Raw genomic sequence first — 21,570 nt, 5'->3', positions numbered from 1 at the left:
GCCCATGTCGCCTTTGCCCACCGCCTCGCGCGCGCCCCGTTACCTCGCCTGGGCCTGGCTGATCGCCCATCTGCTGTGTCTGGTGGCACTCGGTTGGCTGCTGCGCGACGGCCTGCCCGCGGACACCCGGCTCACCGCCATGCTGCCGGAGGACCGTCAGGCCCCGCTGGTGGAGCAAGCCAGTGCCAAGCTGGGCACGAGCTTCGAGGACCGTTTCGTGCTGCTGGTACACACCGACGATCTGGCGAGCACCACGCCTGCGCTGGCCGAGGCGCTCACCGGGGACGACGGCGCTGCGTCGGTGATCGACACCCTGACCTGGCGCGACACCGATCTCCTCGACGACGACCCTCAAGCGGCACTCGACGCCTATCGCTATCGCCTGCTGACCCCCGAGATACGCCAGGCCATCGATGCCGACGGCGGTGAGTCGCTGGTCGCGCCCGCACTGAAGACACTGTTCTCGCCCGCCGCGCGCCCGGATTTGCGACGCGACCCGTTCGGCTTGCTCGATGCCTGGCTCGAGGAGCGCACCACGAGTCGCATCACCCCGCACGACGGCCGTTTGAGCGTCGATGTCGACGGCCGGCGTTTTAACCTGTTGATCGGCAAGCTCGCCACCTCCCCCTATGCGCCGGACGCCCAGCAGCGCCTGACCACGGCATTGGCGGATTTTCAGGCCGCGCACCCCGAGGCGACGCTATTGCGCTCGGGGCTGATTTTTCATGCCGCGGCCGGGGCCGAACAGGCCAAGCACGAGATATCGACCATCGGCCTGGGCGCGTTGCTCGGCCTGATCGCGGTGCTGCTGGTCGTCTTTCGCTCACCGCGCGTCCTGCTCGCACTGTTGCTACCGCTAGGCAGCGGCTTGCTGATGGCGCTGACCCTGACATTGGCGTTGTTCGGCAGTCTGCACTTGCTGACGCTAGCCTTCGGCGCCAGCCTGATCGGCATCGCCATCGATTACGCCCTGCATCTGCAGAGTCATCGCGCCATCGCCGGGCGTGACTTTCGTCTCCGCGCCCTGCTGCCCGGGCTCACGCTGGGTCTGGCATCGAGCCTGGTCGCGTACCTCGCCCAGACCCTCACACCGCTGCCGGGCCTGCGCCAGATGGCAGTCTTCGCCGCGCTGGGGCTGTTGGGTGCCTGGCTGTCGGTGGTGCTGTGGCTGCCCCGCCTGCGCCTGCCCATCTCGCCGGCCACCGCGCGCCTGGCGACGCGCTGGGAACGCCTCACCCGCTCGCCGTGGCGCCTCAAGCCCGGCATTGTGGGCGTGGCCGCAATGGTTCTGCTCGCGCTCTGCGTCTGGCGCCTGCACAGCGACGACAGCCTACGGCTGCTCAGTTCATCGCCCGATGCCTTGCTCGAACAAGAGCGCATCGTGCAACAGCATTTAGGCAACGATACCGGCACGCACTACCTGCTGGTGCGCGGCGACGACGAGGCCGCGCTACTCGGCCGACTGGACGCCCTGCACATGCCGCTAGACACGCTGCAACGCCAGGGCGTGATCAGCGGGCACGTCGACCTTGCCGACAGCGTACCGCCGCCCGAGCGGCAAAACGCCGACCTGGCCCGTGTCGAACGCCTTTACCAGGCCCCGCTCACGCACCTGCTCGAGCGCGCGAACTTGCCGGATACACTGGCCGAACGGGCACGCGCCCGCCTCGACGAGAGCCCGCTGCTGGATGTCGCCACCTGGCTCGACTCGCCGCTCGGGGAGCCGCAACGCCGCCTGTGGCTGGGTAAGACCGACGACGGCGACGTCGCCGCCAGCGTGGCGCTTCAGGGCGTCGCGGACGGCGACGGCGAGGCGCCCTTGCGGCAACTCGCCGCCGACACGCCCGGTGTCACCTATGTCGATCGTATCGAACGCCTGTCCGGGCTGCTCGGCGAGCTGCGCACGCATATCGCCGAATGGCTGGCATTGGGCCTCATCTTGCTGGGCGCGGGGCTGGCCCTGCGCTATCGTCGGCGTACCTGGCGAGTGCTATTGCCCCCGCTGGGCGCTACGCTGATCGTATTGACGAGCTTCGCGGTGGCCGGCATTCCGCTCAACGTCTTCAGTCAGTTGGGGCTGTTGCTGGTCTTGGGCATCGGCCTCGACGCGGGTATCTTCAATGCCGAGCACCCCCGCCAGGCCGCCGCCTGGCTGGCCATCAGCCTGTCCACGTTGACCAGTCTGCTGGCCTTCGGGCTGCTCGCTTTCAGTGCCACTCCGGCGCTTCACTATCTCGGCCTGACGTGCCTGATCGGCCTAGCCGCGGTGTGGGGGCTGGTCTACTTGCTCAGGCCCGGGCCACGAGGAGACGCAGGATGAACATGCACACCGACGCATCCCCGCAAGCCGCCGACTGCGACGTCGCCATCATCGGTGCCGGACCCTCCGGGGCAGCGGCCGCCGCGCGCCTGAGCCGCCTCGGATGGTGCGTGCATGTCATCGAGCGCAGCCATTTCCCGCGCTTTGCCATCGGTGAAAGCCTGCTGCCGCAGAGCATGGCCTATCTCGAGGCGGCCGGTTTGCTGGAGACGGTCCAGGCCGGCGGCTATCAACCCAAGAACGGCGCCGCCTTCACGCGCCACGCGCGGACCACGACCATCGATTTCCGCGAGAAATCCACGCCCGGCTGGGGCACCACCTACCAGGTCCCGCGCGCCGACTTCGATCAGCGCCTGGTCCACGCCGCCGAGGCCCAGGGCGCGACGCTCGAGTTCGGCACCACGGTCACCGCGTTTGACGCCGATGCCGCGCGCCCCGTCCTGCAACTCGAGGACGAACAGGGGGCGACGCGCCACTTGAGCGCGCGTTTCGTGCTTGATGCCAGCGGCTACGGACGTGTGTTGGCGCGCCTGGAAGCACTCGAGCGCGATCCGCGCGCCGAGCCACGCATGGCGATTTTCAGCCATGTCGAGGACGGTATCGAGGACGCCGATTACGACCGCGAGAAAATCCTCATCGGTGTGCACCCCGAGGACGCCGGCATCTGGTACTGGCTGATCCCTTTCGCCGATGGACGCGCCTCGGTGGGTGTCGTCGGTGATATCGACACCCTCGCCGCGCATGGCGACACCCCCGAGGCGCGCTGGCAAACCTTGATCGACCGTGAACCCCGTTTTCGCCAGCTCCTGCACCAGGCGCGGCGCGTGCGCGAGGTCAACGAAATACGCGGCTACGCGGCCAGCGTCACGCGCCTGCACGGCCCCGGTTACGCACTGCTCGGCAACGCCGGGGAATTTCTCGATCCGGTGTTTTCCTCCGGCGTCACCATTGCCCTGCACTCGGCGCACCTCGCCGCGCCCCTGGTCGACCGCCAGCTACGCGGCGAGGCAATCGACTGGCACGCCGCCTTCGAGACACCGTTGCGCGCCGGGGTGGATACCTTCCGCGCCTTCGTCGAGGCGTGGTACGCCGGCACGCTGCAAACCATCGTCTTTCACGAGGCACCGCCGCCGCGCTTCAAGCGCTGGATCAGCGGCGTGCTCGCCGGTTACGCCTGGGACCGCGACAATCCTTTCGTCACCGCCTCACGACGCCGCTTGGCGACGCTTGCCGAGATCTGCGCCCAACGCGACGAGGTACGCTCATGAAGCTGGCACGCTTCCCCTTAGCGATCACGCTGTGTGCCCTGATGCTGCTCGGCGGCTGCTCGCTGGCGCCTCCCATTGCACCCCATCCGGCACTGGATCAGGCCCAACGCTCGGAAACGCTCACCCGGCGCCTGACCTTCGTCCCTGACGACAAGAACGCAGACACACAGACACTGATCGCCGTGCTGCGTCTCGCCTCGGATGAAATGCGCGTGGTGCTGACCACGCCCTACGGTCAGCGCCTGACGACGCTGGTGCGCGACGCCTCGGGCAGCCGCTTCGAGCAAGGCGACGCTCCGCGCGAGGATGCCTTGCCGTTTCCGCCGGACTGGCTGGCGACGCGGCTGGAATGGTCGCTGTGGCCCCGCGCGGCGCTCGAGGAGGCCTTCGCCGATAGCGACTGGACGCTCGACGAAAATCGCCAACAGCGCCTGATCGCCTATCGCGGCGAGCGTGTCGCGCGCATTACGCCACCCCCCGCGCAACGCGATATAAACAATGACAGCGACGTATTGCTGGAAGATTTTCAAGGCGACTATCGACTGCGCATCGCGCCGCTCGATTCGCCCACCGACCGTGAGGCCTCGCGATGAGACCATCCGCCAACCGCCAACCCTGTCGTCTGTCGCGCCCCGGCGTGGTGTGTAGCCTCGGAGACGATCTGGAGACCATCGCCGACGCCTTGTTCAACGGGCGACGCGGGCTGACATCCAGCGCTGTCTTCACACCCGAACGCGAGCTACCGCTGGGCATGGTTACATGCGCGCTCCCCGACTGGGACGACTGGCCGCCCGAGCAGCGCAGCCGCAACAACCGCTTGTTGGCACTCGCCATGCAGCGGCTCAGTGACACGCTCGACACGTTGCGCGAGTCGGTGGCGCCCGAACGCATCGGCGTGGTCATCGGCACCAGTACCTCAGGCATCGGCGAGACCGAACACGCCATCGCCGAAGCGGGCCGCGAGGGTCCGCTACCCGAGGCGTTCCGCTATGCCAATCAGGAACTCGGCGCACCGGCACACTTCGTGGCCCAGCGTCTTGGCGCCCAGGGACCGGTATATGCGCTTTCTACGGCGTGCAGCTCCAGCGCACGGGCCCTGGCCAGCGCTCGACGCCTGCTCGCCAGCGGGACGTGTGACGCGGTCGTCGCGGGGGGCGCGGATAGCCTCTGCCGTTTGACCGTCAACGGCTTCGCCAGCCTGGAAGCGATCAGCGAGCGCCCTTGCCTACCGTTCTCCGCGCAGCGCGACGGCATCAATATCGGCGAGGCGGCAGCGTTGTTCGTGGTCACGCCGGAAGACGGCGGCATTCAGCTCAGCGGTACGGGTGAGTCCAGCGACGCCTATCACGTCTCCGCGCCACGTCCGGATGGTAGCGGCGCGCACGAGGCGATGCGCCAAGCCCTGGCAATGGGCGGCTGCGCGCCCGAGGCGGTGGACTATCTCAACCTGCACGGCACCGGTACTCGCCACAACGACAGCATGGAGGCCAAGGCGGTCGCGGCGCTATTCGCCACCTCGCCGCCGTGCAGCTCGACCAAGGCGTTGACCGGCCACACCCTGGGCGCAGCCGGCGCGCTGGAAGCCGCGTTCTGCTGGTTGGCACTCGACCGCGGGCGGCTGCCGGTGCATGTCTTCGACGCCGTACCCGATCCCGAGCTGCCACCCCTCGACTATGTCATGTCTACGGTTACGCCCGAGCACACGCCGCGTCCGCTCAAGCATGCGCTGAGCAATTCCTTCGCCTTCGGCGGCAATAACGCCGCGCTGCTGATGACCCGCGAGGAGGCATGACATGCGCCTTGAGCTCCCCTGCGCGGTCAGGCCATTCGTTCCCCATGACGGCGCCATGTGTCTACTCGACACGCTGCTGGATTACGACGCCGAAGGCGCCACCGTCGAGATCACGCCCAGAGACAGCGACCTTTTCGTCGAGGACGGGGCGATTCCCGCCTGGGTCGGTCTCGAATGGATGGCCCAGGGCGTCGCCGCCTGGGCCGGGGTTTGGGCGCATATCGACGGCGCACCGCCGCCGCCCGGCTTCTTGATCGCCAGCCGGCGTTATCATGCCCATGTGGATAACTTTGCCCTCGACGAGCCAGTGCATGTCCAGGTGACGCGAGAATTCGTCGCCGACAACGGCGTGCGGGCCTTCTCCGGCACACTATCGACGGCGGCGGGCCAACGCCTCGCCGAAGGCCGCCTGAGCATCTTCCAGCCAACACCGGCAACTTCTTCTTCTCCTGTAGAAAGGCAAAACGCTCGATGACCGACACCATCCTGGTGACCGGTGCCAGCCGTGGCATCGGTCGCGCCACCGCCCTGCGCCTCGCGCACGACGGCTTCGACATCGTCCTTCATTACCGCTCGCGCGAACAGGACGCCGAATGCGTCGCCGAAGAAATTCGCGCACTGGGCCGCGAGGCGCGCCTTGTGTGTTTCGACGTGGCCGATCGCGATCAGGCACGCGCCCTTCTCGAAGCGGACATCGAGGCCCACGGCACTTATTTCGGCGTGGTCTGCAACGCTGGCATCACCGCCGACAACCCATTCCCCGCGCTTACCGGCGACGATTGGGACAGCGTGGTACATACCAATCTCGACGGTTTCTACAACGTGCTGCATCCGCTGGTCATGCCGATGATCCAGCGCCGCAAGCCGGGGCGCATCGTCACCATCGCCTCGATGTCAGGGCTCATCGGCAATCGCGGCCAGGTCAATTACAGCGCCGCCAAGGCGGGGATCATCGGCGCCACCAAGGCGCTGGCCATCGAACTGGCCAAGCGCCATATCACCGTCAACTGCGTCGCGCCGGGGTGGATCGACACCGATATGACGCATCACCTATCCCAGGAAGAAGTGCTCAAGCTGATCCCCATGCGACGCACCGGCCAGGCCGAAGACATCGCCGGCGTGGTGAGCTTTCTATGCTCAAAGGACGCGGCCTATATGACGCGTCAGGTGTTGCCGGTTAACGGCGGCATGTGCTGAGTGAGAAGCTATTTTGTAAACACCCTATGGGGAGGATGTCGCTTGCCACCATCAAGCTTGGCGCAATGGGGCCGATAATGAGGCAGATGCCTGAGGCAATGGATACGACTCGATGAAACGCTTGGCTCTGATGCTTGCCATACTCTTCGCCATCGCCCTGCTGGGGGGTGTGCTGCTGTCGGCCACCGACCTCGCCTGGCCGCTTCCGCCATCGGCGCTGATCCCCTTGGGGGCGTTCGTGCTTGCGCTAGGTGCGCTGGCGATCCTCGCTCTGCTGGGCCTGGCGCTGTGGCAGCAGCTTTCCCAGCAGCAGCGTGCCCTGCACGATAGCCTCGATGCCTTGTCTCATCATGGGCGTACGCAGACCACGGCGCTGCTGGCAGAGCATTTCATGCAACATGCCGAACGCTTGTTGGAAAAAGAAGGGCTGGATCCCAACAAGCGCAATGTGCTGCGCTGTCTGTCCATCGATGCGCTGCGCGGCAATAGCGGGCGCGGTGATCCCAACTACGCGCGGCTGGCACGGCTCTTCGAGTGGTTCGACGGCGAGGCACGCGCCACCGGCGACAATGCCGAGCGGCAACGCTTGTTGGTGCCGGTGCTGATGCAATATGCGGAGATCGCCGTCCAGCTATGCCGTGTCGGCGAAAGCGAGCCGGAACGCGTGGGCGAGTTTCTGAGTCACCAGCCGCCGGCGGCGACCCAGAACGAGGAAGAGGAGGCGCCGTCGGCGTGACCGGCGCCTTACGCCGTGTGGCTCGCTACTGCCCTTTGACCGCGGCGGTCACGGTCACTTCCACCTTGAGATCGTCGGCAGGCATCGGCGCCACCACGCAGGTACGCGCCGGGGCATGACCGGCAGGTACCCAGGCATCCCACACCGCATTCATGGCTGCCATGTTCCCGCCATCAGCCAAATAGACCGTCGCCGTGAGCAGGTGCTCGCGGTCCGAACCGATTTCCTCGAGCAAGTCATCGACACGCGCCAGCATGCTCTCGGTCTGCGCGACAATATCACCGTGGCGTGCATCCGGGCCGGCGACCTGACCGCATAGATAGGCGACACCATTGTGAATCACGGCCCGGCTCATGCGGGCCTTGGTGTCGTGGCGTTGAATGATCATGGCATGATCCTCATAGATTGTGGCGCTAATGGTTCGCGGCGCTTAGCGCAGCAGTAGCAAGGGAGACTGGGCGCGGCGAATCATCGCCGTGGTGGTGCTGCCCACCAGAAACTGGCGAATGCGCGAGTGGCCGTAGGCGCCCATGACCAGCAAATCGATATCATGCTCCTGCCGATAGTTGCATAGCACCTTCTCGACCTCGCCGGCGATAATTTGCGTATGTACGGCGCTACTGGTCGGCGCTAGCTGCTTCTCCGCCCAGGCCAGTTGCTCGCGATGCTCGTCGGTATCCGCACCCACCAGCACCAGATGGCATTCCAGGTCGCGCAGCAACGGGCGTTCCGAAAGCAGTTCGACCATCTTGCGCGTGGTGGGACCGCCATCGAAGGCAATCAGATAGCGTGTCGGCGCCTGGAAAGCCTCCGGAATCACCAGAATCGGGCGATGCAGCCCGCGAATCACGCGCTCGAGGTTGCTGCCCATATGTTCCGGCGAGGCGTCCGCCGACTCACCGCGCTTGCCCAGCACGATCAGTCGCGCTTCTTCTTCGATCTCGGTCAAGGCTTCGACCAGCTCGCCGTTACGCTGACGCGTTTCGACTTCAGTGATGCCCGCCGCCTCGGCGCGTTCGCGCGCCGCGCTCAACATCAAGCGGCCGTGCTCTTGCGCGACCTTTCCGCGCTGCTCATCCAGGCTGGCCAGCTCTTCGAGAAGATGCTCGCGTGAACCGAGCCCGATGTTACCGCGCGGATCGAACTGACTCGGCGCCTGGTTACGATCCAGCACGTGCACGAAGGAAAGCGGCACCTCCATGCGCTGGCTGGCCCAGACCGCCGCCTTGCTCACGCTCTCCGAATAGTGCGAGCCATCGATACACGCCATGACGTGGGGGGCTTTCATGTGGCGAGCTCCTTCTGATGATCTTATCGAGATCCCATGGCAATGGGAGTGATTGCATGATACTCAGACCCGGAGAGACTTGTCGTCTCCCCTTAAGCCGTAGGCCTACAGACTTGGCGCGATTCAGTGGCCCATGAGTTTTTCCACGGCATCGGGCTTGTCGTGCACCGCGAAGCGGTCCACCAGAGTGGCGCTGGCCTCGTTGAGCCCCACGACCTCCACCTCGGTGCCCTCACGGCGGAACTTGATGACCACCTTATCGAGCGCCCCCACGGCGGTGATATCCCAGAAGTGCGCGCGGGTCAGGTCGATATGCACGCGTCCAACGGTTTCCTTGAAGTCGAAGGAGTTCACGAAACGGTCCGCCGAGGTAAAGAACACCTGCCCGACGACGCGATAGACACGTGTCTGCTCGTCCTCATCCATTTCGCTGCCCACGTAGAGGATCTGGCCAACCTTGTTGGCGAAGAACAGCGACGCCAGCAGCACCCCTACCAGGACGCCAATCGCCAGGTTATGGGTTGCCACCACCACGATCACCGTGGCCAGCATGACGATATTGGTCGACATGGGGTGCTTGCGCAGGTCGCGCAGCGACTCCCAACTGAAGGTCCCGATGGAGACCATGATCATCACCGCCACCAATGCAGCCATGGGAATCTGGGCGACGAGATCGCCGAGGAAGACCACCAGAATCAGCAGGATGATCCCGGCACACAGCGTGGAAAGCCGCGTACGACCGCCGGATTTAATGTTGATGACCGACTGCCCGATCATCGCGCAACTCGCCATGCCGCCCAGAAAGCCGGTGGCGATGTTGGCAACGCCCTGGCCCTTGCACTCGCGGTTCTTGTCGCTGGGCGTATCGGTAAGTTCGTCGACGATGGTTGCCGTCATCAGCGACTCGAGCAGGCCCACCACGGCCAGCGCAGCGGAATACGGGAAGATGATCGTCAGGGTTTCGAAATTGAGCGGCACATCCGGCCACAGGAAGACCGGCAGCGTATCCGGCAGCTCGCCCATATCACCCACGGTACGCACCATGGAGAAATCGCCCAGCATATAGACCGCTGTAAGCACGATGATGCAGACCAGCGGCGACGGCAGCATGCGGCCGATGACCGGGACGTAGGGAAACAAGTAGATGATCCCCAGACCCGCGGCGGTCATGGCATAGACGTGCCAGGTCACGTCGGTCAACTCCGGCAATTGCGCCATGAAGATCAGGATCGCCAGGGCGTTGACGAAGCCCGTGACCACCGAGCGCGAAACGAAACGCATCAATGCCCCCAGGCGCAGATAACCGGCCACGATCTGCAACACCCCCGTCAGCAAGGTCGCGGCAAGCAGGTACTCCAGCCCATGCTCTTTGACCAGGGTCACCATGAGCAGCGCCATGGCGCCGGTAGCGGCGGAAATCATCCCCGGCCGGCCGCCGGTAAAGGAAATCACCACCGCCATGGAAAAGGACGCGAAGAGCCCCACCTTGGGGTCGACCCCGGCAATGATCGAGAAGGCGATCGCCTCGGGGATCAGGGCCAACGCCACCACGGCGCCGGCCAAGACGTCCGATCGGACGTTCGAGAACCAACGTTGTTTGATTGATGCGTACATGCTTGTGTCCAGTCGATGAGAAAGGTCAGAAGTTTTAAACGGCGCGTCTGGCGACGGCTCATCCGAGTCACGGGCATCGTGTCATGTGCCGATGTCGAGAATGCGACGGGAACCGAAAAGACGGCCGAAAACGGCCCCGCTCGACGCATGATGCGTCCATCGGGACCGTACAGGAGCGTAGGAAACGCTCCAGAGGAAAGGGGAAACGCTAGGGCGGCGTTGCGCTCATGAAATCAAATCGGCCTTGAACGGTCGGTTGTGGGCACAAGGCGTCATGTACCCAAGAAAGCGCGGGATTCTACCAACTCGACGCCGCATTTGCACCTTTGGTCATAGCGGCGGACGGGGCACGCCAATCGAATCGCGGCCAGCCACGCAATTCAGCGATACGTGCCAGTCGGGCATCGGGCTGCGTGACATGCGCATGATCGACGTGCTCGAGCAGCGGCAGATCGTTGTGCGAATCGCTATAGCCCCAGAGAATGCCAGGGCGCGCGTGCGCAGCCTCACATTCGGCAAGCCAAGCCTCCAGCGCCGTCAACTTGCCCGACTGATAAGTCACGATCCCGGTGGGTTCGCCTGTAAAGCAATCCTCGGCGTCGAACGCCGGGGGCGTTGCCAGGGCGTCATCGGCGCCGACCTCACGCGCGATGGGCTCGACCAAATGGTACATCGAGGCAGAAATGATCAAGGTGGCGTGGCCCTGGTCGCGGTGCCAGGCCAAGCGTTCGAGTGCGCCCGGCATCAGGCGCGGACGAATCCAGGTCTCGACGAAGGCGACGACCTCGTCGCGCACCGTCTCGCGCCGACGCCCAATCAACGGCGCCAGCACGAAGCGCAAGTGCGCCTGCATATCCAGCGTACCGGCGTGATATTGCTGCTCGTGACACGCCACTTGATTCATGAACGCCTCGCCATCTTCCACCCAGCGGCGCCGCACCAACCAAGCGATCCACAAGCCGGTGCAATCGCCGTCGAGCAGGGTATCGTCGAGATCGAAAATCGCCAGTTGGTGGCTATCAGCGGGCATGGCGCCTGGCTCCTAGTGAAAACGAGGCGTCATTCTAACCGCTCGATATGACAGACGTCTGTCACGCTTCGTTGCCAGGCGTCTAGTCATTGGGTGACGAGCGGTTCGACGAAGCGGCCCCCGACTTGTTCAACTGGCTCTTGAAGGCGTCCATGATATCCATCGGCAACGGGAAGACGATGGTCGACGCGTTCTTGTTGCTCATGTCGCTGAGCGTCTGCAGGTAACGCAACTGCAGCGCCGCCGAATTGCTGGCCATGACATCGGCGGCCTCGACCAGCTTGTGCGAGGCCTGCAGCTCGCCCTCGGCATGGATCACCTTGGCACGCCGTTCGCGCTCGGCCTCGGCTTGACGGGCGATGGCGCGGATCATGCTCTCGTCGAGGTCGACATGCTTGATCTCGACATTGGCGACCTTGATGCCCCACGACTCGGTCTGTGCGTCGAGAATCTCCTGGATATCGTTATTGAGACGGTCGCGCTCGGAGAGCATCTCGTCGAGATCGTGCTTGCCGAGTACCGAGCGCAAGGTCGTCTGCGCCAGCTGGCTGGTAGCGACACCGAAATTCTCGACCTGGATGATGGCCTTCTCGGGATCGACCACGCGAAAGTACAGCACCGCGTTGACGCGCACGGTGACGTTGTCCTGCGAGATCACGTCCTGCTCCGGGACGTCCAGGGTCACGGTGCGCAGGTCAACGACCTGCATCTTCTGAATCCCCGGAATCAGCAACAACAGCCCCGGCCCCTTCACCGCCTGAAAACGGCCCAGGAAGAACACCACACCGCGCTTGTACTCCGGCAAGATGCGTATCGCCGCGAACAGCAATAGCACCACGAGAACAATCGGCACTAGATAGGCATAACTCGCGTACATGGCGTTACTCCTTCTCGCTTAGCGTTGGCATGCCCCGCATGACGACTAGGGGATTGCCGTGATGGGCTCGACCACCAGCGTCAAGCCTTCGTTGGATACGATTCGCACCCGCTGACCGCGTGCCACGGGCGATACACAGCGCGCCTGCCAGCGCTCTCCGTGTACCATGACCTTGCCTTGCCCCTGGAAGTCCGCCAGCACCGTGGCCTCTTGGCCGATCATTTCCTCCTGGCCGCCCTGAGGACGGCGTCGGCGCATCCCCACGAAGCGCATTACCACCCACAGCAGAAAGCCGGCAGCAACCAGCGCCACACCGCCTACCAGAGGCCACGCCAGCGCCTGATGCGTGTCGTCCATCAGCATTACCGAGCCGGCGACGAAGGCTGCGAGTCCGCCGAAGCCCAGCACGCCGACGCTGGGTACGAACGCTTCGGCCACGACCAGCGCCATGCCCAGGAAAATCAGCATCAGACCCGCATACCCCACCGAGAGCATCTGGAAGGCGTACATGGCCAATACCAGGCTGATGGCGCCGATCACGCCAGGAAATAGCGTGCCCGGACTCAGCAATTCGAAGATCAGCCCGTAGAAGCCGATGATCATCAGGAAATAGGCGACGTTGGGATCGGTGATGAACGCCAGCACTTGGGCGCGCCAATCCGGGGGCTGGCGCTCGAGCGTCATGTCCTGCGTGGCAAGCGTGCGTTCGCCATCGGCCATGACCACAGACCGCCCGTCGAGTTGGGTAAGCAAGTCGTCGAGATCGCCCGCCACGACATCGACGACATTGGCCTCCAGGGCCTCGCTGGCCGTGAGATTGGCCGCCTCACGCACGGCGCGTTCGGCCCACTCGGCGTTGCGTCCGTGACGCTCGGCCAACGAGCGGATCGTGGCCACCGCATCCTCGAGGACCTTGCGCTCCATCGCCGATGACGATGCTTCTTGAGTATCGCCTTCCTCCGACGCGCCTTCCGCCGGCTCACTGCTGCCACCGCCGAGTTGCACCGGTGTCGCCGAGCCAAGATGCGTCGCTGGCGCCATGGCGGCGACATGACTGGCATATAGCAGATAGGTACCGGCGCTGGCGGCACGCGCCCCGGCGGGCGTCACATAGCTCACCACCGGCACCGGCGAGGCCAGCATCGCGCGGATCATGTCACGCATGGAGGCATCCAAGCCGCCCGGTGTATTGAGCTCGAGAATCACCAGCGAGGCGCCGGCCTCGTCGGCACGCTCGAGGCCGCGCTGAAAGTAATCGCTGGTGGCGGGGCCGATGCTGCCGTCGATGCTCAGGACCACGCCATGGGGCGCGTCACGCGCGTCGGATTGCGCACTCGCCCACCACGACAGCCCCAGACCCGCGAGTACCAGGCAGGCCCACATCACGCAGCGGCGCATCACGGCACCATCATTGCGGCGTAGCATCATCGCGGCTCTCCGAAGCCGAGGCACAGGGCGTAGGGCGCGTCGACCAAGTAGTGGCACCGTCGTCCCCGCGACATACACGGCTACCTTCAGGCGTGGCGGAGCGCGTCTCGACGCCTGGCGACGAAGACGCGCTGGGCTGCACTATGATCGACGGGTGCACACTGACGCGACCGCGTCCTTCTCGCCACCCGCGTTCACCCCATCCATGCCAGACGTGGCGCTCACGATCGTAGCGTCTATCCTCATGTCCGGCATGGTGCGATTCGAGTGGCAGCAAACGCCCGCTTTCGGGATCGTAGACCTTCACGCCGTCCGCGCTGGCCGTGGTGATCCCCGCAACCGCCAGCAGCCAGACAATGCCCACCGCGACAGATATTGCATCACCCGCGTGCCGATACCTCGTCATGCTCATCTCCTCGGGCTCGCCGGCCCCTTTCATGGGCCACTTCCGTCAGTCTAGTTCACGTGCATCGCGCAACCATTCCCAGAGTGCCTCGCATGCCGGACGCAATACCCGCGCCTGAGGGCGTACCAGCCAGAAGGCCTCGTCGGTGGGCATGCACAGCTCAAAGGGCGCCACCAAATCGTCGCGTCCATCGAAGAGGCGCCGGTGGGTCAAGGCGATGCCCGCCCCGCGTGCAGCCAACGCCAGCGTGGCGACCTGGGTATCGCAAATGAATGAAGCACAACGCGCTTCCAGCCCTTCGGCCCCGGCCAGTGCCAGCCAGCTCGGCCAACCCAGCGCGAAGCCGGCGGCGTGCAACAAGGTATGTCCGGCCAAGTCGTCGGGCGTTTGCAACTCACGGGCCAGGTCTGGCGAGCACACCGGCAGCATGACTTCCTCGTTGAGCAGCACCGACTCCATGTCGGTCCAGTCACCCTGACCGTAGCGGATCTCCATGTCCACGCCCTCGGCGCCAAAGTCACCGGGCCATACGGCACTCACCAAGCGGACCGTGACATCGCGATGCCGATGATGGAACCGCGTCAGCTCCGTGGCCAGCCAACCAGCCTGCACCGCAGGCGTAGCACGCAGCGTGACCGGCGCGTCGGGATGCGGTCCGAAGACCTCGGCGGTCCCTTCGGCGATGCGTGTGAAGGCCTCCTGAATGCTCGGCAGCCAGGCCTGTCCGGCCGGCGTCAACGACAGGCTCCGCGGGTGCCGCACGAACAACGCCTGACCGAGACGGTCTTCGAGCAGTCGAATCCGCTGGCTGATGGCCGATTGCGTCACGCCCAGCTCGCGACCGGCCTGGGTGAAACTCAGCGTGCGCGCGGCAGCCTCGAAGGCTTGCATCCACAGGATCGGTGGCAGGGACATGGTGAACTCGGGGGTAATGGATGTCCGCCCATGATCTTCAATAAGCCACCCATTAGCAAAGCTTGGCCTTAGGTCCGAGATTCATCGTTTGTCTAATGTCGCCATGAGGCGACATCCTAGAGGCCGATTCGCACGACCCAACATCAGGAGGCCGATATGCAGTCCCAGAGCCAATCCCCCGCCGTCGAAATGAGTGAGCTCTCTCCTTATGCGCAAGGCCCCGCGCTACGCGCCTGCCACCCTGGCGACAAGGCGCTGGAGGTAACCTGGGATAACGCCGACACCGCGCGTTACAGCTATCGTTGGCTACGCGATCACTGCGCCTGCCCCGAGTGCCGCCACCCGATTACGCGTGAACGCCTCTACATGCCGCTCGAGGATGACACCTTCCTCAACGCGAGCCCCGACGCCACCATCGAAGACGGCGTACTGGCACTGCGCTGGGCCGACGGCCACCAGTCGCGCTTCGACGCCGGCTGGCTGCATCAGCGTCGCCCCGAGGCGCGTGCCGACGACGGCGTTCCGCTCGCCGAAGCCTGGCGCGAAGACTTTGCCCCCGTGCATGTGTCGCATACCGACATGATGGCCGGTAGCGACGGTCGCCGCGAGTGGCTGACCGCTCTGCTGCGTGACGGCTTGGTGCTGCTCGACGACGGCCCGCGCGAACTCGAAGAAGTGGTGCGTATCACCGAACTGTTCGGGCCGATGCGCGCCACCAACTTCGGCGCCCGTTTCGATGTTCAGTCCAAGCCCAATCCCAACAACGCCGCGTATACCGCCATCGGTCTCGAGCTGCATACCGACCTGCCCAACTGGCGCCATCCCCCGGACATTCAGCTTCTGTATTGCCTGGAAAACGAAGCCGAGGGTGGCGCATCCCTATTCGCCGACGGCTTCGCCGTGGCCGAAGCCATGCGCCATGAAGTCCCGGAAGCCTTCCTGCGTCTGCGCGATACCCCCATCGATTTCCGCTTTCAGGACGAGGACAGCGATATCGCGGTACGCGCCCCGGTCATCGACGTCGATGCCACGGGCCGCATCCGCGAAGTTCGCTTCAACAACTGGATTCGCGACACCCTACGCCTGCCGCCGGAAGAAGCCGACGCCTGGTACGAGGCCTATCTGATCTTCTGGCAACGTCTGCGCGAGCCGCGCTTCCGCGTCGACTTCGCGCTCGGATCCGGACAGATGGTGGCCTTCGACAACCGTCGCGTACTGCACGGCCGTGGCGCCTTCGATCCCAATACCGGACGCCGTCACCTGCAAGGCACCTACCTGGATATCGACCACCTCGAATCGCATCTACGCGTGTTGGCGCGCCACGCCTCTACCGCCGCGCCCGCTACTCCGACAACATCCACCAATGAAACGGGAGTTTCTTAATGTCTCATTCGCTTCGTCCCTTATTCGTCGGGCTACCGCTAGCCGCCAGCCTCGGCCTGGCACTGCCGGCCCAGGCAGCCGACACGATCCACTTCGGCGTCCCCTCGTGGCCCGGGATCACCGTCAAGACCGAGATCGCCAGCCAGCTTCTGGCGCCCCTCGGTTATCAGTCGCAAACCGATGACATCGGCCTGCAGGTCATCTACCAAGGCATGGAAAGCGGCGATGTGGACGTCTTCCTGGGCGGTTGGCTACCGGCGCAAGAGCCGATGCTCACCCCCATGGAAGACAAAGGAAGCGTGACGCGTATCGCCAACAACGTCGATGGTGCGCAAATGACGCTGGCGGTGCCCGAGTATGTCTACGAACAAGGCGTGACCTCGTTCGAAGACCTAGACGAGCACCGCGACATGTTCGACGGCAAGATCCATGGCTTCGGCGCCGGTTCCGCCGCCAGCGAGATCCTCAACAAGGCGATCGACAACGACACCTGGGGACTCGGTGACTGGCAGCTAGTGGATACCAGTACCGTTGGCATGCTCAGCGCGGCACGCGATTCCATCTCGCGCGAGGAACCCATCGTCTGGGTCGGCTGGACGCCGCACTGGATGAACCTCGAGCTGCCGATGCGCTATCTGGACGACAGCAAGAACCTGTTCGGTGAAGGCAACGGCGCCAGCCAGGTGCTCACCCTGATGAACTCTGACTTCGCTGACGCCAACGCCAATCTGACGGCGTTCTTCGAGAACTTCACCTTCACCGCCGAGCAGCAAAGCTGGATGATCAAGGCCTTCGGTCTTGACGAGAAAGAGCTCGGCAGCGTGGCCACGACCTGGATCGAGGATCATCCGGATCGCGTCGAGGAAATGCTCGACGGCGTGACCACCACCGATGGCGACGCGGCTTGGCCGGTCGTGAAAGAAGCGCTGTCACTGAAAGACTGATCGGCGTTCGACACGGCACGCAAGGTGCCGTGTTTTCCCCGTGCGGGCTCTCACGTATGCTTAGCGCAGTTCACGCTTTGAGGGCCCGCATGTCTCGTTCTCTCGGAATTCTCTTCGCCTTGCTCGGTGTCATGCTCGGCTGTGGCCTGCTCTGGCAATGGCTCGCCATGCACGACATCCTGACCCCGCAAGCGCTGCTTCATCTGCTGCAAAATGCTGCGTCATGGCGCGACGCCCCCTGGGCGCCACTGGCCGTCATGGGTGTGTATGCCCTCACTTCCCTGGTCGTCTTTCCATTGAGCGTATTGGTCGCCGCCACGGGTCTGATCTTCGGCCCCGCCTGGGGCTTCGTCTACGCCATGCTGGGAACGCTGTCGGCGTCGATCGCTACTTACTGGGTGGGAAGAGCGCTGGGACGCGACGCACTACTACGCCACGGCGGCCAGAAGCTCAACGGCCTGGCTCGACTCCTCGCGGGACGCGGCGTGCGCACCATGGTGCTGTTCAACCTGCTGCCACTGGCGCCTTTCACCCTGACCAACATGCTGGCCGGAGCCTGCCATTTGCGTTTTCGCGACTACATGCTCGGCTCCACCTTGGGGATCGCCCCGGGACTGCTCGGCGTCACCTTGCTGGGAAGTCAGTTGGGATCGCTGGTCACCGCGGAAAGCCGCGAGGGATTGTTGATCGCCGCCGCCGGCATCGTCGTCGCAATCGGTATCTTGTGGGGACTCAAGCGTTATGCCGAACGGCGTAGCAAGCGCGTGTAACGCCCACCCCGTGAGCGCTCACTTACTGGGAACTTCTTCCTTGGTCTGAACTGCGTCGCGTTCCGGTACGGTTTGAAACACCGAGCGCAATACCCGGCCGCGATGCCGCAGCAAACGCCACTCGGCCTCGAGACGCCCACGCACCTTCTCCCAGGCGCCATCATCACGCTCCGCTGCGCTCGCTTCGGCCTCGAGCACCTGACGATAGATGCCCAAGCAGCGCTCGGCACAGCGTCGATCATCGAGCTTATGCGCGCTGTCGAATGCCCCCTGGCGTAACCTGGCATGCAATGTCGGTTCTTGAAGCGTTTCCAGCGCTTTCGCGAACGTCTCGACATCATCGCTGGGTAGCATGATGCCGTTTAAGCCGTCGCTCAGAACTTCGCGCACGCCACTGGCATCGACCGCCACCACCGGCAGGCCCGCCGCCATGGCTTCGGCGATGACCATGCCCTGGGTTTCACTGTGCGAGGCGAAGGCAAAGGTATCCATCGCATGGTAGGCATCGATCAAGGCCTGATCGTGCAACTTGCCGGTGTAATGAAAACGATCCGCTACGCCCTCGCGGGCGGCATGGTCGTGCATCACCGTGCGTGCTTCGCCCTCGCCGACGACCAAGACCCGAGCCTTGGGATAACGCGCCAGGAAACGCGACAATGCCGCGGCCAGAAAACCGAGATTCTTCTCCATCGCCAGGCGCCCCACGTGCCCTATCACCATCGCATCCTCAGGGATGCCAAAGCGCTGACGCCAGCGCGCGCCTTCGCCCCGGGCAAAGGCGCGCGTATCCACGCCGCTGGGAATCACGCGCACCTTGTCGGGCAACACGCCCCGCTGGGCCAATAGCGCGGCGATACTCTCGCTGGGCGCGATCACGGCATCGCATAACCGCGTGTATTCACTGGATAGCGCGATAGCGAAACGCTGCATGCGTGGCGAGTCGCCGGGCACGTAATGCGTGTAGTGCTCGTAAAGCGTGTGATGGGTAAAGACCAACGGCAGGCCATACGTTTGCGCCACGCGTGCTGCGGTATCGCCGAGCAGGAAGGGATGGTGGGAATGCACCAGGTCGGGCTCGAATTCCTCGATGGCCTCGTAGAGTTGACCGGGCACCGGCACGGGAAGAGAAAAATCGCTGCCGTTGAAGCGCTGCATGGCCACCACACGCACCACATCGCGCTCGAAACGTGGCTGACCGTCCAGTTTGGGCGCGACGACCAACACGCTGTGCCCCGCATGCTGCAGGCACCGCTTGAGACGCTGAACGGATTCACTCACTCCACCCACGGTCGGACAGTAGGTGTTGGTGAACATCAGGATATTCAATCCCTCGACTCCCTATGACCTCGAAAGCGCGACGCCGACCTGGCCCGCCGCAAGGCGGCACATCATAGCAGATAGCATGGCACCAAAGGCCAGCGATGGGGACATTAACGTGATGCGTCGGGCAATTCGGGAACGCGTCCCCGCATGCCTTGCGCCAGATGTTCGACGAATGTCCTCAAGCGAGCGCCGGCATGGCGACGCGGCTCATGCACGGCATAGAAATCCGCGCGTAAACCCTGCCATTCAGGCAACAGGGGCACGAGTTCACCTTGCGACAAGGCAGCGTGCACATCCCACCACGAACGCAGCAGAATTCCCGCCCCCTCCCGCGCCAAGCACGTAACCACCTCGCCATCATTGCTTGCCAGGTGACCGCCGACACGCACCGAGCGCACTTCCCCCTGGCGTTCGAAGCGCCACAGCGCGAAGTCGCTGTCGTTTTCGCGTACGACCAGGCAAGTATGCCGCGCCAAGTCTTCCGGCCTTTGTAACGAAGGCGCGCGCCGCAAGTAGTCGGGCGAGGCGCAGAGGATGCGGCGGTTGGCGAGAATCGGATGCGCGACCAGATGCGCATCCGGCGGCTCGCCGACGCGAATGCCCAGATCGAAGCCATGATCGGCGAGGCTCAAGGGGAAATTGGTCAACTCCAGCCAGATATCCACCCCTGGATGGCGCTCGGTGAAGGTCGCGATCAACGGCGCCACATGACGACGCCCGAAGCCAAAGGTGGCATTGATGCGCAGGCGCCCCGACAAATCGCCGCGCCGGTCACGCAGCTCGCTTTCGAGCTCGCCAAGATCGGAGAGAATCGTCGCCCCACGCGCCAGATAACGCTCCCCTTCGGCGGTCAGGGTGAGCCGCCGCGTAGTGCGTGTAGCAAGCGACACATCGAGCCGCGCCTCCAACTGCATGACGCGCTTGCTCACCGCCGACAGCGACAGGCCGAGCTCACGCGAGGCACCGGTCAAGCTTCCCGAACGCGCCACCTGCTGAAAGAAGGCCAGATCGTCGAGCGGCGTCACGTCATTCTCCACTTTTATTCAAGAGTAACTTGCATTATAGCCTGATTATCATCGCGATAACGCACGCTAGACTCAAGGGACGCACCAAAGACGTCGCGTCTGACCTATTAGTCGCGTCTGACCTTATTATTGAAGGAGCCGTTCATGAACGCACACAACATCGCCGTCATTGCCGGCGACGGCATCGGAACCGAAGTCACCCCGGAAGGGGTCCGCGCGCTCCAGGCCGCAGCCCAGCGTTTCGACATCGATCTCACCTTCGAAGAATTCGACTTCGCCAGCTGCGATTATTATCTCGCCAACGGCCAGATGCTGCCGGACGACTGGAAAGCCACGCTTTCTCGCTTCGACGCCATCTTCTTCGGCGCCGTGGGCATGCCCGACAAGGTGCCCGATCACGTCTCGCTGTGGGGATCGCTGCTGCAGTTCCGGCGTGAGTTCGACCAATACATCAACCTGCGCCCTTGCAAGCTGATGCCCGGCATCAAGAGTCCATTGGCCGACCGCCAGCCCGGCGACATCGACTTCTACGTGGTACGCGAGAATACCGAAGGCGAGTACTCGAGCATCGGCGGCAAGATCTTCGAGGGCACCGAGCGCGAAACGGTGATGCAAGAAACCGTGATGACCCGCACCGGCGTCGACCGCGTGCTCAAATACGCCTTCGAGCTGGCCAAAAAGCGCCCGCGCGGCAAGCTCACCTCGGCCACCAAATCCAACGGCATCTCGATCACCATGCCCTACTGGGACGAACGCGTGAAAGCCATGCACGCGTCCTATCCGGAGATCGACGTGGATCAGTTCCACATCGACATCCTCACCGCCAATTTCGTGCTTCACCCCGACTGGTTCGACGTGGTCGTCGCCAGCAACCTGTTCGGCGACATCCTCTCCGACCTGGGCCCGGCATGCACCGGCACCATCGGCGTCGCGCCCTCGGCCAACATCAACCCCGAAGGCGCCTTCCCCAGCCTCTTCGAACCCGTCCACGGCAGCGCGCCGGATATCGCCGGCCAAGGCATCGCCAATCCCATCGGCCAGATCTGGTGCGGCGCCATGATGCTCGATCATCTGGGTCACGAAGAGGCCGGCAAAGCCATGCTCGACGCCATTGAGGCGGTGCTCGCCAAGGCCGACCCCAAGGTGCTGACACCCGACCTCAAGGGTCAGGGCACGACTCGCGATCTGGCTCAGGCGATCATCGAGGCGATCTAAGAGGCCGCTTGGGTCGCACAAGCCCCGCGAGTCGCCTAA

Annotated in this window: 21 protein-coding genes; 11 read left to right on the top strand and 10 right to left on the bottom strand. The window is 64.2% G+C overall.

The window, feature by feature from the left end; all coding sequences use genetic code 11:
* Window positions 1-4: 4 nt before the first annotated feature.
* From OP494_RS16505 to OP494_RS16475, 7 genes are all read left to right on the top strand, one after another.
* Window positions 5-2,320: a hypothetical protein gene (locus tag OP494_RS16505; RefSeq protein ID WP_280542537.1), complete on the top strand. Its 2,316-nt coding sequence runs from the start codon at window positions 5-7 to the stop codon at window positions 2,318-2,320.
* On the top strand, window positions 2,317-3,588 hold the full coding sequence (locus tag OP494_RS16500; RefSeq protein ID WP_280542534.1) for an NAD(P)/FAD-dependent oxidoreductase: 1,272 nt from the start codon (window positions 2,317-2,319) through the stop codon (window positions 3,586-3,588). Before OP494_RS16505 ends, OP494_RS16500 begins: the two co-directional genes overlap by 4 nt.
* The gene (locus OP494_RS16495; RefSeq protein WP_280542532.1) at window positions 3,585-4,181 is read left to right on the top strand and encodes a DUF3261 domain-containing protein; all 597 of its coding nucleotides are present in this window, start codon (window positions 3,585-3,587) and stop codon (window positions 4,179-4,181) included. Before OP494_RS16500 ends, OP494_RS16495 begins: the two co-directional genes overlap by 4 nt.
* Window positions 4,178-5,380, top strand: a complete 1,203-nt coding sequence (locus OP494_RS16490; protein ID WP_280542530.1) for a beta-ketoacyl-ACP synthase — start codon at window positions 4,178-4,180, stop codon at window positions 5,378-5,380. The genes OP494_RS16495 and OP494_RS16490 overlap by 4 nt, the downstream gene beginning before the upstream one ends.
* 1 nt (window position 5,381) lies before the next feature.
* Entirely contained in the window at window positions 5,382-5,855 is a 474-nt protein-coding gene (locus tag OP494_RS16485) for a hypothetical protein (protein ID WP_280542529.1), read from the top strand.
* On the top strand, window positions 5,852-6,577 hold the full coding sequence (gene fabG, locus OP494_RS16480) for a 3-oxoacyl-ACP reductase FabG (protein WP_280542527.1): 726 nt from the start codon (window positions 5,852-5,854) through the stop codon (window positions 6,575-6,577). Before OP494_RS16485 ends, fabG begins: the two co-directional genes overlap by 4 nt.
* Before the next feature lie 112 nt (window positions 6,578-6,689).
* Complete coding sequence (locus OP494_RS16475) at window positions 6,690-7,313, top strand: hypothetical protein (RefSeq protein ID WP_280542525.1); 624 nt, start codon at window positions 6,690-6,692, stop codon at window positions 7,311-7,313.
* A gap of 25 nt (window positions 7,314-7,338) precedes the next feature.
* Here OP494_RS16475 and OP494_RS16470 read toward each other — a convergent pair whose 3' ends face one another.
* The 8 genes from OP494_RS16470 to OP494_RS16435 form a co-directional block, all read right to left on the bottom strand.
* A complete protein-coding gene (locus OP494_RS16470; protein ID WP_280542524.1) occupies window positions 7,339-7,701 on the bottom strand; it encodes a RidA family protein in 363 nt (120 codons plus the stop codon).
* A gap of 42 nt (window positions 7,702-7,743) precedes the next feature.
* A complete protein-coding gene (locus OP494_RS16465; protein WP_280542522.1) occupies window positions 7,744-8,601 on the bottom strand; it encodes a universal stress protein in 858 nt (285 codons plus the stop codon).
* Window positions 8,602-8,724: 123 nt separating this feature from the next.
* Complete coding sequence (locus OP494_RS16460) at window positions 8,725-10,215, bottom strand: SulP family inorganic anion transporter (RefSeq protein ID WP_280542520.1); 1,491 nt, start codon at window positions 10,213-10,215, stop codon at window positions 8,725-8,727.
* A 298-nt stretch (window positions 10,216-10,513) separates the two neighbouring features.
* Window positions 10,514-11,245 (bottom strand): HAD family phosphatase, encoded by a 732-nt coding sequence (locus OP494_RS16455; protein ID WP_280542517.1) that lies wholly within the window; start codon window positions 11,243-11,245, stop codon window positions 10,514-10,516.
* Between the two features lie 82 nt (window positions 11,246-11,327).
* Window positions 11,328-12,122 (bottom strand): slipin family protein, encoded by a 795-nt coding sequence (locus OP494_RS16450; protein WP_280542514.1) that lies wholly within the window; start codon window positions 12,120-12,122, stop codon window positions 11,328-11,330.
* A gap of 45 nt (window positions 12,123-12,167) precedes the next feature.
* Window positions 12,168-13,550 (bottom strand): nodulation protein NfeD, encoded by a 1,383-nt coding sequence (locus tag OP494_RS16445; RefSeq protein WP_280542512.1) that lies wholly within the window; start codon window positions 13,548-13,550, stop codon window positions 12,168-12,170.
* Window positions 13,531-13,956, bottom strand: coding sequence for a hypothetical protein (locus tag OP494_RS16440; protein WP_280542509.1), 426 nt, complete (start codon window positions 13,954-13,956; stop codon window positions 13,531-13,533). Before OP494_RS16440 ends, OP494_RS16445 begins: the two co-directional genes overlap by 20 nt.
* Before the next feature lie 45 nt (window positions 13,957-14,001).
* Window positions 14,002-14,871 (bottom strand): LysR substrate-binding domain-containing protein, encoded by an 870-nt coding sequence (locus OP494_RS16435; protein ID WP_280542507.1) that lies wholly within the window; start codon window positions 14,869-14,871, stop codon window positions 14,002-14,004.
* Between the two features lie 156 nt (window positions 14,872-15,027).
* Between OP494_RS16435 and OP494_RS16430 the strand changes: the two genes are divergently transcribed.
* The 3 genes from OP494_RS16430 (at window position 15,028) to OP494_RS16420 (ending at window position 17,968) form a co-directional block, all read left to right on the top strand.
* Window positions 15,028-16,254 (top strand): TauD/TfdA family dioxygenase, encoded by a 1,227-nt coding sequence (locus OP494_RS16430; protein WP_280542505.1) that lies wholly within the window; start codon window positions 15,028-15,030, stop codon window positions 16,252-16,254.
* Entirely contained in the window at window positions 16,254-17,198 is a 945-nt protein-coding gene (locus tag OP494_RS16425; protein WP_280542502.1) for an ABC transporter substrate-binding protein, read from the top strand. The genes OP494_RS16430 and OP494_RS16425 overlap by 1 nt, the downstream gene beginning before the upstream one ends.
* A gap of 89 nt (window positions 17,199-17,287) precedes the next feature.
* Window positions 17,288-17,968: a TVP38/TMEM64 family protein gene (locus OP494_RS16420; protein ID WP_280542499.1), complete on the top strand. Its 681-nt coding sequence runs from the start codon at window positions 17,288-17,290 to the stop codon at window positions 17,966-17,968.
* Window positions 17,969-17,986: 18 nt separating this feature from the next.
* Here the strand turns inward: OP494_RS16420 and OP494_RS16415 are convergent, their stop codons facing one another.
* Both OP494_RS16415 and OP494_RS16410 read right to left on the bottom strand, forming a co-directional pair.
* The gene (locus OP494_RS16415; RefSeq protein ID WP_280542496.1) at window positions 17,987-19,294 is read right to left on the bottom strand and encodes a glycosyltransferase; all 1,308 of its coding nucleotides are present in this window, start codon (window positions 19,292-19,294) and stop codon (window positions 17,987-17,989) included.
* Window positions 19,295-19,398: 104 nt separating this feature from the next.
* The gene (locus OP494_RS16410; protein ID WP_280542494.1) at window positions 19,399-20,316 is read right to left on the bottom strand and encodes a LysR substrate-binding domain-containing protein; all 918 of its coding nucleotides are present in this window, start codon (window positions 20,314-20,316) and stop codon (window positions 19,399-19,401) included.
* Between the two features lie 144 nt (window positions 20,317-20,460).
* Between OP494_RS16410 and OP494_RS16405 the strand changes: the two genes are divergently transcribed.
* Window positions 20,461-21,531 (top strand): tartrate dehydrogenase, encoded by a 1,071-nt coding sequence (locus tag OP494_RS16405; RefSeq protein WP_280542492.1) that lies wholly within the window; start codon window positions 20,461-20,463, stop codon window positions 21,529-21,531.
* Window positions 21,532-21,570: the final 39 nt, after the last annotated feature.

The organism is Chromohalobacter sp. 11-W (assembly GCF_029889905.1).
Lineage (GTDB): Bacteria > Pseudomonadota > Gammaproteobacteria > Pseudomonadales > Halomonadaceae > Chromohalobacter.
This window is presented reverse-complemented; position numbering and strand designations above follow the sequence as displayed.

What these genes read in the sequence shown, in the direction of transcription:
- OP494_RS16505 (WP_280542537.1), top strand. Translation starts at nt 5, where the DNA reads ATGTCGCCTTTGCCCACCGCCTCGCGCGCGCCCCGTTACCTCGCCTGG.
- OP494_RS16500 (WP_280542534.1), top strand. Translation starts at nt 2,317, where the DNA reads ATGAACATGCACACCGACGCATCCCCGCAAGCCGCCGACTGCGACGTC.
- OP494_RS16495 (WP_280542532.1), top strand. Translation starts at nt 3,585, where the DNA reads ATGAAGCTGGCACGCTTCCCCTTAGCGATCACGCTGTGTGCCCTGATG.
- OP494_RS16490 (WP_280542530.1), top strand. Translation starts at nt 4,178, where the DNA reads ATGAGACCATCCGCCAACCGCCAACCCTGTCGTCTGTCGCGCCCCGGC.
- OP494_RS16485 (WP_280542529.1), top strand. Translation starts at nt 5,382, where the DNA reads ATGCGCCTTGAGCTCCCCTGCGCGGTCAGGCCATTCGTTCCCCATGAC.
- fabG (WP_280542527.1), top strand. Translation starts at nt 5,852, where the DNA reads ATGACCGACACCATCCTGGTGACCGGTGCCAGCCGTGGCATCGGTCGC.
- OP494_RS16475 (WP_280542525.1), top strand. Translation starts at nt 6,690, where the DNA reads ATGAAACGCTTGGCTCTGATGCTTGCCATACTCTTCGCCATCGCCCTG.
- OP494_RS16470 (WP_280542524.1), bottom strand. Translation starts at nt 7,701, where the DNA reads ATGATCATTCAACGCCACGACACCAAGGCCCGCATGAGCCGGGCCGTG.
- OP494_RS16465 (WP_280542522.1), bottom strand. Translation starts at nt 8,601, where the DNA reads ATGAAAGCCCCCCACGTCATGGCGTGTATCGATGGCTCGCACTATTCG.
- OP494_RS16460 (WP_280542520.1), bottom strand. Translation starts at nt 10,215, where the DNA reads ATGTACGCATCAATCAAACAACGTTGGTTCTCGAACGTCCGATCGGAC.
- OP494_RS16455 (WP_280542517.1), bottom strand. Translation starts at nt 11,245, where the DNA reads ATGCCCGCTGATAGCCACCAACTGGCGATTTTCGATCTCGACGATACC.
- OP494_RS16450 (WP_280542514.1), bottom strand. Translation starts at nt 12,122, where the DNA reads ATGTACGCGAGTTATGCCTATCTAGTGCCGATTGTTCTCGTGGTGCTA.
- OP494_RS16445 (WP_280542512.1), bottom strand. Translation starts at nt 13,550, where the DNA reads ATGATGCTACGCCGCAATGATGGTGCCGTGATGCGCCGCTGCGTGATG.
- OP494_RS16440 (WP_280542509.1), bottom strand. Translation starts at nt 13,956, where the DNA reads ATGACGAGGTATCGGCACGCGGGTGATGCAATATCTGTCGCGGTGGGC.
- OP494_RS16435 (WP_280542507.1), bottom strand. Translation starts at nt 14,871, where the DNA reads ATGTCCCTGCCACCGATCCTGTGGATGCAAGCCTTCGAGGCTGCCGCG.
- OP494_RS16430 (WP_280542505.1), top strand. Translation starts at nt 15,028, where the DNA reads ATGCAGTCCCAGAGCCAATCCCCCGCCGTCGAAATGAGTGAGCTCTCT.
- OP494_RS16425 (WP_280542502.1), top strand. Translation starts at nt 16,254, where the DNA reads ATGTCTCATTCGCTTCGTCCCTTATTCGTCGGGCTACCGCTAGCCGCC.
- OP494_RS16420 (WP_280542499.1), top strand. Translation starts at nt 17,288, where the DNA reads ATGTCTCGTTCTCTCGGAATTCTCTTCGCCTTGCTCGGTGTCATGCTC.
- OP494_RS16405 (WP_280542492.1), top strand. Translation starts at nt 20,461, where the DNA reads ATGAACGCACACAACATCGCCGTCATTGCCGGCGACGGCATCGGAACC.